The 13,004-nt window shown below is 54.8% G+C and carries 16 protein-coding genes and 1 other annotated feature; of the genes, 8 read left to right on the top strand and 8 right to left on the bottom strand.

All coding sequences use genetic code 11. The features are described 5' to 3' along the window. Nucleotides 1-250 (bottom strand): transposase domain-containing protein (locus tag GA0061070_RS19860; RefSeq protein ID WP_208598189.1); only part of this gene is annotated, 250 nt, incomplete at its 3' end. A gap of 329 nt (nucleotides 251-579) precedes the next feature. On the opposite strand from GA0061070_RS19860, the gene raiA reads away from it, so the two are divergent. The 3 genes from raiA to pheA all read left to right on the top strand — a co-directional run bounded on the left by raiA (nucleotide 580) and on the right by pheA (nucleotide 2,329). Next, entirely contained in the window at nucleotides 580-921 is a 342-nt protein-coding gene (raiA, locus tag GA0061070_RS19855) for a ribosome-associated translation inhibitor RaiA (RefSeq protein WP_090137728.1), read from the top strand. Nucleotides 922-1,023: 102 nt separating this feature from the next. Beyond that, nucleotides 1,024-1,149, top strand: a sequence feature (Phe leader region). Then, nucleotides 1,025-1,075: a pheA operon leader peptide PheL gene (pheL, locus tag GA0061070_RS24895; protein ID WP_139109800.1), complete on the top strand. Its 51-nt coding sequence runs from the start codon at nucleotides 1,025-1,027 to the stop codon at nucleotides 1,073-1,075. (Overlaps the previous feature by 51 nt.) A 19-nt stretch (nucleotides 1,150-1,168) precedes the next feature. Further along, nucleotides 1,169-2,329 (top strand): bifunctional chorismate mutase/prephenate dehydratase, encoded by a 1,161-nt coding sequence (gene pheA / locus GA0061070_RS19850; protein WP_090137726.1) that lies wholly within the window; start codon nucleotides 1,169-1,171, stop codon nucleotides 2,327-2,329. Here the strand turns inward: pheA and GA0061070_RS19845 are convergent. From GA0061070_RS19845 to GA0061070_RS19815, 7 genes are all read right to left on the bottom strand, one after another. Next, nucleotides 2,326-3,198 (bottom strand): SMP-30/gluconolactonase/LRE family protein, encoded by an 873-nt coding sequence (locus GA0061070_RS19845; RefSeq protein ID WP_090137724.1) that lies wholly within the window; start codon nucleotides 3,196-3,198, stop codon nucleotides 2,326-2,328. The two genes, pheA and GA0061070_RS19845, sit on opposite strands and share 4 nt — an antisense overlap. A 66-nt stretch (nucleotides 3,199-3,264) precedes the next feature. Then, nucleotides 3,265-4,386, bottom strand: coding sequence for a bifunctional chorismate mutase/prephenate dehydrogenase (gene tyrA, locus GA0061070_RS19840; protein WP_090137721.1), 1,122 nt, complete (start codon nucleotides 4,384-4,386; stop codon nucleotides 3,265-3,267). Between the two features lie 9 nt (nucleotides 4,387-4,395). After that, a complete protein-coding gene (gene aroF, locus GA0061070_RS19835; protein WP_090137719.1) occupies nucleotides 4,396-5,466 on the bottom strand; it encodes a 3-deoxy-7-phosphoheptulonate synthase AroF in 1,071 nt (356 codons plus the stop codon). 180 nt (nucleotides 5,467-5,646) lie between these two features. Further along, on the bottom strand, nucleotides 5,647-7,011 hold the full coding sequence (locus tag GA0061070_RS19830) for a PepSY-associated TM helix domain-containing protein (RefSeq protein WP_090137716.1): 1,365 nt from the start codon (nucleotides 7,009-7,011) through the stop codon (nucleotides 5,647-5,649). Between the two features lie 62 nt (nucleotides 7,012-7,073). Further along, nucleotides 7,074-7,484 (bottom strand): DUF2946 domain-containing protein, encoded by a 411-nt coding sequence (locus GA0061070_RS19825; protein ID WP_090137714.1) that lies wholly within the window; start codon nucleotides 7,482-7,484, stop codon nucleotides 7,074-7,076. Nucleotides 7,485-7,672: 188 nt separating this feature from the next. Next, nucleotides 7,673-8,722, bottom strand: a complete 1,050-nt coding sequence (locus tag GA0061070_RS19820) for a site-specific integrase (protein ID WP_090137712.1) — start codon at nucleotides 8,720-8,722, stop codon at nucleotides 7,673-7,675. A gap of 6 nt (nucleotides 8,723-8,728) precedes the next feature. After that, the gene (locus tag GA0061070_RS19815; RefSeq protein ID WP_090137730.1) at nucleotides 8,729-9,577 is read right to left on the bottom strand and encodes a phage repressor protein CI; all 849 of its coding nucleotides are present in this window, start codon (nucleotides 9,575-9,577) and stop codon (nucleotides 8,729-8,731) included. 115 nt (nucleotides 9,578-9,692) lie between these two features. On the opposite strand from GA0061070_RS19815, the gene GA0061070_RS19810 reads away from it, so the two are divergent. The 5 genes from GA0061070_RS19810 (at nucleotide 9,693) to GA0061070_RS19790 (ending at nucleotide 12,939) form a co-directional block, all read left to right on the top strand. Beyond that, nucleotides 9,693-10,070 (top strand): Cro/Cl family transcriptional regulator, encoded by a 378-nt coding sequence (locus tag GA0061070_RS19810; RefSeq protein WP_090137710.1) that lies wholly within the window; start codon nucleotides 9,693-9,695, stop codon nucleotides 10,068-10,070. Between the two features lie 38 nt (nucleotides 10,071-10,108). Next, nucleotides 10,109-10,447 carry a DUF5347 family protein gene (locus GA0061070_RS19805; protein ID WP_090137708.1) on the top strand — a complete coding sequence of 113 codons (339 nt, stop codon included), beginning with the start codon at nucleotides 10,109-10,111 and terminating at the stop codon, nucleotides 10,445-10,447. Nucleotides 10,448-10,516: 69 nt separating this feature from the next. Further along, a complete protein-coding gene (locus GA0061070_RS19800) occupies nucleotides 10,517-10,744 on the top strand; it encodes a DUF2732 family protein (RefSeq protein WP_090137706.1) in 228 nt (75 codons plus the stop codon). Continuing rightward, nucleotides 10,744-10,965: a TraR/DksA family transcriptional regulator gene (locus GA0061070_RS19795; protein WP_090137704.1), complete on the top strand. Its 222-nt coding sequence runs from the start codon at nucleotides 10,744-10,746 to the stop codon at nucleotides 10,963-10,965. The genes GA0061070_RS19800 and GA0061070_RS19795 overlap by 1 nt, the downstream gene beginning before the upstream one ends. Beyond that, the gene (locus tag GA0061070_RS19790) at nucleotides 10,966-12,939 is read left to right on the top strand and encodes a replication endonuclease (protein WP_090137702.1); all 1,974 of its coding nucleotides are present in this window, start codon (nucleotides 10,966-10,968) and stop codon (nucleotides 12,937-12,939) included. The last annotated feature ends 65 nt before the right edge of the window (nucleotides 12,940-13,004 follow it).

The raw sequence follows: 13,004 nt of genomic DNA, 5'->3' as shown, positions 1-13,004 counted from the left end.
GATTGCCCGGCAGCATGATGTCCAGGCGATTCACAATCTGGTGAAGAGGTTCTTTACGCTCAAGCGCCATGCCAACAATACACCAGACCATCATTTCGAGGGGAAGACGGCGCTTGCGTAGCGTTACTGTACCTGATTCGGCAAGGCAACGAGAGATGAGTTCGGGGTCGAGGTAATCCCCCAGAGAAGTCAGTGGGTTACGCAGAGAATCGTAACGGGATACCAAATCAAGGGCCTGTCCAATGTACATAAAAAAATCCGGAAACGAGTGAGCGTTTCCGGATTCTTACACAGCCACTGGATCGGTCAACTGATCCTTAACTGATCGGCATTACAGCCAATGGCTGCCGTTTTTTTATTCATTTTACCAATAGCTGAAGCGGTTTAGCCGCAATGCATCCTATCAACTATGACCGTTAATGATGAGTTCCACAAGGTAATTTTCCTCTCTTCCTGTCCTGCCTCACAAAACCTTTCCTTTGACAAAAACCGACAAAATAATGTGATTTAAATCACGCTTTTTGACATTAGGCGCGGTATGCTGAAATCACCCAGACGGAAAGACAAGAGGTAAAATTTATGACAATGAACATTACCAGTAAACAAATGGAAATTACTCCGGCAATCCGCCAGCATGTCGCAGACCGTCTCGCCAAACTGGATAAATGGCAAACACATCTGATTAATCCACATATCATTCTCTCCAAGGAGCCGCAGGGCTTTATCGCTGATGCCACGATCAACACACCGAATGGACATCTGGTGGCCAGTGCACGGCATGAAGATATGTACACCGCTATCAACGAATTGATAAACAAGCTGGAACGGCAGCTCAATAAAGTGCAGCACAAAGGTGAAGCACGTCGCGCCACAACATCGGTGAAAGACACAAGCTTCATTGAGGAAGAAGAAAAAGAGTAGTCTCTATATTGAGTCCATATTCAACGCGCCTGCGGGCGCGTTTTTTATTGACAGAGCGAAAACAGTGCGGTTACTGTACTTTGGTCGCTCAAAGGAAATTTATATGAAACGTGTGCCGTTCTTCTTCGCATTCTTTTTTACCTTCCCCAATTAGGGAGGCGATTCGTTTTGTGATAAAGAATGCGAAGACGAACAATAAGGCCTCCCACACCGGGAGGCTTTTTTTTTAATAATAAAAGGCAACAACATGACGGCTGAAAACCCCTTACTGGATTTACGCGTAAAGATCAGTGCACTGGATGAGCAGTTGCTGACCCTGCTGGCAGAGCGCCGCCAGCTCTCCGTTGAGGTCGGCAAAGCCAAGCTCGACTCACACCGCCCGGTGCGCGATATCGACCGCGAGCGGGATTTACTGGAGCGCCTGATCCAACTGGGCAAAGCGCATCACCTCGATGCCCATTACATCACTCGCCTGTTCCAACTGATCATTGAAGATTCCGTCCTGACTCAGCAAGCCTTGCTCCAGCAGCACCTTAACAAGATCGATCCACACTCAGCGCGCATTGCTTTTCTGGGGCCAAAAGGCTCTTATTCGCACCTCGCGGCGCGTCAGTACGCCGCTCGCCATTTTGAGCAATTTATCGAGAGCGGTTGCCTTAAGTTTCACGATATTTTTAACCAGGTCGAAACCGGCCTGGCAGATTACGCCGTGGTGCCGCTGGAAAATACCAGTTCCGGCGCTATCAACGACGTGTACGATTTACTTCAACACACCAGCTTGTCGATCGTTGGTGAGCTGACAGTGCCGATCGATCACTGTGTGCTGGTTTCCGGTTCAACAGATCTGGAGCAGATCCAGACGGTTTACAGCCACCCGCAGCCTTTCCAGCAGTGCAGCCAATTCCTGAACCACTACCCGCAGTGGAAAATCGAATATTGCGAAAGCACCTCGGCGGCGATGGAGAAAGTGGCGCAGGCGAACTCACCACATGTTGCTGCGCTGGGCAGCGAAGCGGGCAGCGCACTGTATGGTTTACAGGTGCTGGAGCGTAACCTGGCGAACCAGACACAGAATATCACCCGCTTTATCGTACTGGCGCGTAAAGCTATTGATGTATCAGAACAGGTTCCAGCAAAAACCACACTACTGATGGCAACAGGCCAACAGGCCGGTGCGTTGGTTGAAGCGCTATTGGTACTGCGCAATCATAATCTGATCATGACCAAACTGGAGTCACGTCCGATCCACGGTAATCCATGGGAAGAGATGTTCTATCTTGATGTGCAGGTCAATCTCCACTCAGCAGAAATGCAAAAAGCACTGCGCGAACTGAGCGATATCACCCGTTCGCTGAAAGTGCTTGGCTGCTATCCCAGCGAAAACGTGGTGCCGGTCGATCCGGTTTAGCACTCTTTGAACAGCGGTTTCTTCATCCCTGCCACGTTCACCGGCAGGGTGAAGATAGCGCCAGAAAGCGGATAACGCGCCAGCTCTTTCTCCTCCATATTTTCCCGCGTAGTCGTGATAAACAGCGTTTTCATATCATCGCCGCCAAAGCAGACCATCGTAGGGCAACGTACCGGTAATCGATACTCTGCAAGCTGTTCGCCCTGCGGTGAGAAGCGAGCCACGCGCCAGCCATCAAACATCGCGCTCCAGTAGCAACCTTCAACATCCATCGCCGCACCATCCGGGATCCCTTCCCCGGTAGTAAACCGGCGGAACACTTCCCGACGCCCAGGTTCGCCCTGCTCATCCAGCGGCGTACGATAAATCACACCGTTGGGCGTGTCGGAGGTAAACATCCATTGCTGATCCTGGCTGAATGCCAGACCATTCGCCCCATGAATATCGCACTGCACCACTTTCGGCGTCAGATCGTTATCCACCCGCAATAGCAAAGCGCCGTTGTAATCGCCTGGCCCCCAGAATGTCCCGGCGTAAAAGCGTCCCCGATGATCTGTGCCGCCATCGTTAAAGCGCGCCAGTTGCGGATTCGATGGGTTGTCGCACACTTTCTGTCGCAGCAGGCCGTGCGAATCTGTCAGCCAGATTGCATTACGCATTGCCACGATAAAACCGCCTTTCTCGCGCAATGCAAAACAGCCGACCTCTTCAGGAAAGGAGAGCACCCGGTGTTCGCCAGATGCCAGATGGTAACGATGAATTTCACCTTCCAGAATATCCGCCCAGTAAAGCGCCTGCTCTGCTTCGCTCCAGGTCGGACATTCCGGCAGATGACCTGTGTAATCAAACAGTTTCTGTAACTCCGCCATTGCGCGTCCCTTAAATGAAAAAAGCCAGCGGTAACCACTGGCTTTTCAGTATAAACGGCTTTTCTTTTACTGGCGGCTATCGTTCGCCTGACGCAGCAATACACGGCTTTCGTTCTGAAAACGCTGAGCGTAATCGCCAAACCAGTGCTCCACTTTGCGGAAGCTGTCGATAAAGGCCTGTTTATCGCCCTGCTCCAGCAACCCGATGGCTTCGCCAAAGCGCTGGTAGTAACGCTTGATCAGCGCCAGATTGTTCGACGAAGACATAATAATGTCTGCGTAAAGCTGCGGATCCTGCGCAAACAGGCGCCCAACCATTGCCAGCTCCAGACGATAAATTGGCGATGAGAGCGCCAGCAACTGCTCAAGCTGCACATTCTCTTCGGCCAGATGCAGCCCGTAAGCGAATGTCGCGAAGTGGCGCAGCGCCTGAATAAACGCCATATTCTGGTCGTGTTCAACAGCGCTGATGCGATGCAAACGCGCGCCCCAGACCTGAATCTGCTCAAGGAACCACTGATAAGCCTCTGGCTGACGTCCGTCACACCAGACCACCACTTGCTTGGCAAGACTACCGCTATCCGGGCCAAACATTGGATGAAGACCAAGCACCGGGCCTTTATGCGCCGACAACATCGCCTGCAACGGACCGCTTTTCACCGATGCCAGATCGACCAGAATACAGTCGTCCGGCAACGGCGGCAGTTGGCCTATCACTTGTTCGGTCACGTGGATCGGCACACTGACAATCACCATGCCAGCATCGGCCAGCAGTTCGCCCGCCCGCGCCCAGTCCTCTTTCTCCAGAATGCGAACCTGATAACCCGACAGTGTTAACATTTTGGCAAACAGTTGCCCCATCTGACCTGCACCGCCGACAATCACCACCGGCCGCATTTCAGGACACAGGGTTTTAAAACCTTTGTCATTTTCGCTGGAATAAGATTCACGCATCACGCGACGCAGCACATCTTCAATCAGATCCGGCGGAACGCCGAGCAGTTCAGCCTCTTTGCGGCGTGAAGCCAGCATTGAGGCTTCACGTTCCGGCACATAGATCGGCAAGCCATATTTGCTTTTTACTTCGCCAACTTCGGCCACCAGCTCCAGACGGCGCGCCAGCAACCCCAGCAGCGCCTTATCCACTTCATCAATTTGATCGCGTAGTGCGGTCAATTCAGCAACCATAACAACCTCTTAAGCGAAACGCGCCGCCAGACTATTACGCAGATCTTTATCGATCTCACGCAACAGCGCTTCGGTCGATTCCCAGCTAATGCAGGCATCCGTCACAGAAACGCCGTACTTCATGGCGCAGCGCGGCTGCTCTGAGGATTGATTGCCTTCATGAATGTTGCTTTCAATCATCAGACCGGTAATCGAGCGGTTGCCATCTTTGATCTGTGCCACCACAGATTCGGCAACGGCAGGCTGGCGACGGTAATCTTTGTTGGAATTACCATGACTGCAATCTACCATCAGCGACGGTTTCAGTCCCGCCTGTTCCATCTCTTTTTCACACTGCGCGACATCCGCCGGGCTGTAGTTCGGTGCTTTGCCACCGCGCAGGATCACATGCCCATCCGGGTTACCCTGGGTTTGCAGCAGGCAAACCTGTCCGGCCTGGTTGATACCAACAAAACGGTGTGGCATTGACGCTGCGCGCATGGCATTAATTGCCGTCGCCAGACTACCGTCGGTGCCGTTTTTGAAACCGACTGGCATCGACAAACCGGACGCCATTTCGCGGTGCGTCTGGGATTCAGTGGTGCGTGCGCCAATTGCCGACCAGCTAAACAAGTCACCGAGGAACTGCGGGCTGTTCGGATCCAGCGCTTCGGTCGCCAGCGGCAGGCCCATACTCACCAGTTCCACCAGCAGTTGACGCGCGATCTTCAGGCCAGCTTCCACATCAAACGAGCCATCCATGTGCGGATCGTTAATCAGCCCCTTCCAGCCAACGGTGGTACGGGGTTTTTCAAAATAGACGCGCATCACCAGATAGAGGCTATCGCTGACCTCTGCGGAAAGGGCTTTAAATCGACGAGCATATTCAATCGCGGCTTCAGGATCGTGAATCGAGCAAGGGCCACACACCACCAGCAGGCGCGGATCTTTTCCGGCAATGATGTTGGAGATGGTCTGGCGGGACTGAGCGATTTGCGCTTCCTGCTCAATAGTCAGCGGAAAAGCCGCTTTCAATTGTTCCGGGGTGATCAAAACCTGTTCGTCAGTGATATGTACGTTGTTCAGCGCGTCTTTTTGCATGATGGCGATCCTGTATGACTCGTTTTGCGATAAGGGTTCCTCCGCAGAGGATGGCGTAACCATACCACATACGGTAAAGATTTCAATCCACAAAACGTACCATTTTATTTACACAGCCAATTTATTGTGCCTTATTACGGCACTGAGTGTAATTATAAGTTTACAAGCAGTGCCTTTTACTTATGCTTGCGCGCTGGCTGAACGCTGTACGGCACGTTTCCAGCGCAGGGCATCAATCAGTATAAACAGCAGCAGACTGCCGCCCATCACCGGCAACATGATCCCCAGCAGCAGCGCGATGACCAGTGTGCTAAAGCGCCCTGTCCGGCTCAAACTCTGCCAGCTGGAAAGCAAGGTTGCCGCCGGATTAACCGCAGCACCTGCCGGTCGGCGAATCCACCACAAACGGTAGCCAACCACGATCATCACGCACAGCGCAGCACCGAAAAGGATCAGTAATAACTGGTTCGCAAGGCCGAATAACACTCCCATATGAAAATCGACGCCCCAACGCGTCAGTTTCGCCATCAACGGGAAGTCGGCAAACCGAGTGTGATCAACCACCGCCAGCGTGCTGCCATTAATTGCTACCGCATCGACCTGCGTTGGCCAGCCGCGATCGATTTCTGTCACCGTCCACGCTTGATCCATACTGCGCGGTGGGCGGATCTCCAGTTTGCTGGCAGCAATTCCGGCCTGTCGGGCAACTTGTAACACTTCATCAAATTGCACCAAATTCAGCGCCATTTCCGGCATTTTCATGCCCGCAGGATGCAGATGATGCTCCGCATGGGGATCGCTCGCCATCGCTGCGCCATCAAGCTGCGTGTTAACCTGCGGCGTCATCCAGCCGAAAGCCGCACGCAGACTATTGACATTGCCCCCCGCCCACTGTGACCACGTCAGGCCGGTGGCAGAAAACAGCAGCATACCGGCCAGCAGGCTCCAGCCGAGCACCACATGCAGGCGGCGATGATTTTGCACTGCATTATTTATCCGCCGTTTCGGGCGCGTGAAAAACCACAGTGCAATCCCGCCCAGCGCCGCCACCCACATCCATGAAGCGGCAAGCTCACTGTAGAGGCGGCCCGCATTGCCCAGCAGCAGTGAGCGGTGAAAATAGTCGATCCACTGGCGCAGCGGCAAAATACCACTGGTACCGTACACCGTCATATCACCCTTCACCTGTAACGTCACCGGATCGATAAAGATGGCGCGGTTTTCCGACACGCCAAGTTGCGGATCAGCAAACATCACGCGAGTGGTAGCGTTGTCGGCAAGGCCAGGCCGCACAGCATGCAAACGCAGATAGCCACCGGTCACCTGTTCAGCAACAGCAATCTGCTCAGCAAGCGGCTGACGCGTACCGGAGGACACACCGTATAGCGCATCACTGTAGAGGACATTTTCCAGTTGTGGCGTCGCCACGTACAGCGTGCCGCTCAGGGCCGCGATGAAGATAAAAGGCCCGACAAACAGGCCAATATAAAAATGCAGGCGTCGCAGCAAATTCAGCCACGCCACACGCGGGGTGCAGGAAGTCATACTTTTCCTCAGGAATAGTCAGAGTGTGCCGTTATGCAAAGGCTAACGGCCTTTTATAAATGTCAGGAAAAGCAGAAAAGCGGCGGCGCGCGCGTGTCAGGGCAAAGCCAGGGGAAGAAGTGCCACTCACTGACCAGCGAGCGAGCGGGCGTCAGGCAAATGCGCAATGCACGCCCCAACAGTAACACTGCAACCAGCAGGATCAGGCCAGGTACATGCGCCAGCAAGACGCAGTAGCCACAGGCTTCAGCGTGATCAACAGGCAGTGAAGTTTGCGGATGGTTTTCCGGCTGAGAGGACATCTCATGATGCATCGGCATGCTCATCTCGTGATGCATACCCGGCATGGCACTCATTGGATCTTGTTGCAGGGAGACGGAAATCAGCGGGGCGATGATGATCAGCAAGATCGCAAACAGCGCCAGCCATGTGGCTGAGCGTTTTGCTGCCCATTGATGAAAAACGTTCTTCACCGCATCTCCTCCCGATCGAGGCCGCATTGTAAATTAATCATCACCAGTAGGTTAAATTATTTCGAAAAAGAAAAGGTAACCGCAGCAAAAAACTTAGTTAAGACGCTTTTGTCGCCACTTGCAGCATTCAACGATTTATCCTTTTTTATCAGGGTATAAAATCCTTTTTCATGCAGAGAATTGCAGCGTTATGCAACATCTGCCGCCATTTTGCCGCCATAAAGTTGCGATAGCGGGTTGAGCATCACCGCCTCTTCAAGATGATCGGGCGCAAAGTGGGCGTAGCGCATGGTTTCACGGATATTGGCATGGCCAAGAATACGTTGCAGCACGAGAATATTGCCGCCATTGGTCATGAAGTGTGCGGCAAAAGTGTGACGCAGAACGTGGGTTTTCTGCCCTTCAGCCAGCGAGATATCGGTGGTGGCCAGCATTTTGCTGAATTCCCCATAGCACGGCTGGAACATCTGCCCTTGCAGTGGCGATAGCTCGTCAAAAAGCCACGGCGGGATCGGTACTGTCCGGTTGCGCCCACCTTTGGTTTTGATAAAGGTGATTTTATTCGCTGCAAGCTGCGAGCGATTGAGGTTTTCCGCCTCGCGCCAGCGCGCGCCGGTAGCCAGGCAAATTTTCACCACAAGGGTTAAATCAGCATGGCCGTAGCGTTCACAGGCCGCCAGCAGAGTGATGATTTGCGGCTGCGTCAGCCACGTCATTTCCCGCTCTTTTTCGCGAAAAATACGCACGTTTTCAATCGGGTTCGGCAGCGTCCACTCACCCAACCGTCGCAGTTCGTTAAACACCGCGCTCAGATATTGCTGCTCGCGGTTGACCGTTACCGGTTTCACCTTCCACTTTGCTTTGTCCGGCGTATAACCGTTGTCGATTTCGCCGCTCAAACGCTGATCGCGATAGTGCGCCCACGCTTTGGCAGTCAGCCGCGAGGCGACCGGATCGCCCAACCCGCGACAGACAATCTCCAGCTTCGCCATCCGCGACTTGCTCGCCGCCAGCGACTGGCCATGCAGCTTAAACCACAGCGTGATCAGCTCGCTTAAACGCCGGCGATCCTCTTTTTCGCCCAGCCACGGCTTCTCCTGCGCCTCCTGTTTCGTCCAGGATTCAAACGCTTCGGCCTCGCCTTTGGTATTAAACTGCCGACGAATACGCCGCCCTTCCCGTCCCTGCGGGTACAGTTCGCACAGCCACTTGCCGTTTTTCTGTTTGCTAACCGTCATTGCTGCTTACACATGTTTTTCCAGCGTAAAAACCACCACGCCGAACGGCGCAACCTCTGACACACCACATTCGAAATCGACCGCGTTATTCGTCAGGCGTACTTTGCCGCCCGGCAGCCGCACCACATCAAACACATCCAGCGCATCGTCGATACTAATAAACCAGCGCCCGTTGCCAATTTTCTGCGCCGAGGTATCAACCAGCCAGGCCGCATTCAGCCCTTCGATAAAATTCAGCCCTTCCGTCGAAGACGGCGCAAGGCTGCGATCCAGCGCCCAGATGCCCGCCTCTTTCAGCTCGCCGGATTCCAGACGGAATTTCGGAATGCTCAGCACGGCGTCACTTTGCACCGCCGGCGCCGGAGCCGGATACATTTCTCCTTTCCCGGTCGCCAGCCAGTTCAACGAGACACCGGTATCCAGCGCGCAGGTCACCACCACGTCGCCGGGGAAAAACTCACGCCGCACCCAGGTGCTGATGGTACCGGAGGAGATATCGAGCAGGTCGCCGAGATCTTTTTGCATCTGAAAACCATACGCATCGAGGATGCGTCGCAGCACCGGACGCCCGCCGGTCGATAAAATCTCATCGTACAGCGCCTTGCCTTTCGGCTGTGGCTTATCCGTTAATTTTGCATTTGCAAACTCACCGCTTACCAGCCAGTGCAAATCTGCGCCAGTATCCAGTGCGCATTTAACCACCGCCTTATAGGGCACACTGTCGCGCTGGATCCAGCTACTGATATTGTTCGCCGGGACATCCAGCGCTTCGGCGAGCGCCTTCTGGCTGGAGACAGAATAGGACGCAGCAATACGCTCGATCACATCCTGAACACTCATTTTGTTATCACTCATGTTCACCAACATAAAAAAAGCGATTTACACAATCGCATTTGCGATTTATATTGCTGTGCATCGACCAAAATGCACAGCAGTGCAGTACATTTCAAACAACAGGAGATAATGCGATATGTCAGATGCAAAATCAACGCCATCGCATCCGTTATCTGGCTCTCAAATGCAATCCAGGAATTTCACCCACGGGCAGATGGATGAGCTGGTATCCGCCCTTCTCCCGACGTTGCAAACGCTGATCCGTTCGGCGATGTCCGATGCCATGACAGTGCGGGATTTTGCCGCCATGCGCGGTATCAGCGAGCGTCTGGTCTGGCAATGGCTAGACGAAGGCATCCTGCTGAAAGCCCCGACCCGCGACTATTCGAGCGCGGAAAACGCCAGTAAACGCAGCCGCACACTGATCAACGTGCAGGCCTGGCGCGACAAATTAACCCAGCAGGCGATCGACTGTCGTTATCTCGACCGTCGTTCCGGCACCTCGTTTAGCTGAATTTGCTTTTGCAAACTCAACAGCAAGCAGGAGGTAATATGGCGATCACTTCCCCCACCGCAATGCTTCCACTCAACGCCGGAGAACGCCTGAGCGGGCTGAACCATATCGCGGAGATCCGCGGCCGCTTCTGGGGTGATAGCTGGCGCGAAGTGGCTCGCTTTATCGACGAGCTACGTGATAAGCGGGATGAACATTTTGAAGAGAACAGCCGGGCGCTGGCAGCGATCTTCTTTCTCGCCAGAGTGCCAGCGGCGCGTCAGGCGCTTCATCCGGATGCACTGACGCTCGAGGAGAAGCGCGCGTTGATTGCCGCCATGAACCATTTCCGTGCGGTAGTAAGCCTGTTTCCGAAACGGCTAACCATGCCGCTGTAACCCCTTTTTTTCATACCTATGACGTCAACCCGTCGGGCCTCCCTTTGCCCGAATTTCAGGAGAAATACCATGCGTAAAAATATCCCCCCCCATCCAGGACGCAGCCATGAAGAGATCGCGCTGCTACTGGCAGAAGCCCGCAACAACGAACGTCTGCGCTGCGCCGGGATTATTTCCGGGCGGCTGGACGCGCTGGCAGCGCTGATCGCTACCCAGCGTCTTGAGTGGTGCGATGCCGCCGAGCTACTGCGCCAGGAAGCGAGCCATATCGATAACCAGGCACAGGAGCTGCACTGATGGCCGATGAAATGGATCTCGTTCAGCAACGAGAGCTGGACGATCGCGAGCGCTATATCCGCCAGGCGCGTAACCGCCTGCTGTTGCCCTCACGCCTCACCTGCGAATGCTGTGACGCTCCGATTCCCGAGGCCCGGCGAATGGCGTTGCCCGGCGTGACCTGCTGCGTCAGTTGCCAGCAACTCGCTGAACTGAAAGATAAACATTACCGGAGGCGCTAATTGACGGTCTCGTGGGCTTATCCATGGAATGCGCCGCGCTCAGCGATCGCCAGCCCGTATCTCACCCACGCGGAACTGCACCGCCGCAACCAGAATTTTGCGGCGGTGCAGCAGGCGCGCCACGCCCTGGCGCTGCAACCGGAGTGCATCCGCTTTCCGCTCACCCGCCATATCGATGCGCTGGAACAGGCGCAAGGTACGGTGCGGGCCAACGCCTTTCTCTGCCACTTCTTTCACCGCGCCATCCCACGGCTAAACGCGGTGGCGCAGCGCTACCAACACAAACCGCTTAGCCCGCGCCTCTCCAGAGCCGTGTTCAATGGTCATTTTGATACCGCCATCCAGCAGGATCTGGCGAGCCGTCTGATGACGCTGCTGGCCCGCTACAACCAACTGCCGGATCTGGCGAAAAGCGCAGTTGACCGCCTGGCGACCGACATCGCGTATTTTATTCGCGGCGAACTGGCAAATATCGACACCGCAGAAGCGGCAGAGCTAAAAACCCTGCACCGCTGGTATCTGCACGCCGGAATGATTGCGCTGCAATTTAACGTCACACCGCCGCACTGGCAGCGTGTCACCCGTAAAGTCGCCTGCGCTGATGAGATTGCCCCGGCGGTGATCCGCCTGTTTAGCGAAGTCTGGTGGCGCGGTCATCTGCGTCGTATCGCCGCCCAGTGGCGCGAACATTTACAAATTGCGCTGGGTAACGTCAGCAAGAAAAAACGGCCCTATGCCAGCGACGATTGCATCAGCACCTGGCGCGAGCAGAAACGCCGTAACCGCGAGTTCCTCAACAGCATGGAGCTGGAAGATGAGGAAGGGAACCGCATCAGCCTGATCGATAAGCATGACGGCTCGGTCGCCAACCCGGCGATTCGCCGCTGCGAAATGATGACGCGCATTCGCGGCTTTGAAACGATTTGTCAGTCGCTGGGTTATGTCGGCGAGTTTTATACCCTGACCGCACCGTCAGCCTGGCACGCCACCACCCGCGCCGGTTACCGCAATCATAAGTGGAACGGTGCCAGCCCGGCGCAAACACAGGGTTATTTCACCCGGCTGTGGGCGCGGATCCGCGCCAGCTTGCATCGTAACGGTCTGCGCATATTCGGCATTCGCGTGGCTGAACCGCATCACGATGGCACGCCGCACTGGCATCTTCTGCTGTTTATGCAGTCGCAGGATGTCAGCCACGTGCGAGAAATTCTGGGCGACTATGCCCGCGAAGAGGACCACCACGAGCTGCGCAGCGATAAGGCGAAGCGCGCTCGCTTTCACGCCGAGGCGATCGATGCGCAAAAAGGCAGCGCCACCGGTTATGTGGCGAAGTATATCGCCAAGAATATCGACGGTTACGCGCTGGAAGGCGAGCACGATAACGAGAGCGGCGCACCGTTGCAGGAGACGGCCTGCGCAGTTTCTGCCTGGGCGGCGCGCTGGCGTATCCGTCAGTTTCAGTTTGTTGGCGGCGCGCCGGTCACGGTGTATCGCGAGCTGAGAAAAATGGCCGATGGCGAAACAGCACGCGGCTTAAGCGTGGAATTCGCACTGGTACACGATGCTGCCGATGCCGGGGACTGGGCAGGTTACGTCAATGCGCAGGGCGGGCCGTTTGTCCGTCGCGATGATTTGCAGGTGCGCACGCTGTATGCGGCAGATGAAGAATTTAACCAGTACGGCGAAACCACGTTACGTATTCGCGGGGTGTATGACACGCAGGTCGGTGCCGGTTCGCCGGTGCTGACGCGGCTGAAAAAATGGAAAATTGTGCCGAAGCGAACGGAGGTTGACCTTCAGGGCGCGTCTGCGTCCTCTTGGAGTTCTGTCAATAACTGTACGCGCTGGCCCACCAGCCGCTGTAGCGATCCACCGCCCGATAACCCGGTATGGATAGAGAAACCCACGCCAAAAGCGTGGGCGAAGCAGAATAATGGTTTGCTTTTTCAGCAACATAGTGATGCGGTGAAATAATTTCCGCTTCCCAATAATAAACGGTCTATGATACTGTATAAACATACAGTAAAGAACTCATGAGG

The organism is Kosakonia oryziphila (assembly GCF_900094795.1).
GTDB classification, from domain to species: domain Bacteria; phylum Pseudomonadota; class Gammaproteobacteria; order Enterobacterales; family Enterobacteriaceae; genus Kosakonia; species Kosakonia oryziphila.
The sequence above is the reverse complement of the archived record's forward strand: the minus strand, read 5'-3'. Positions and strand labels throughout refer to the sequence as shown.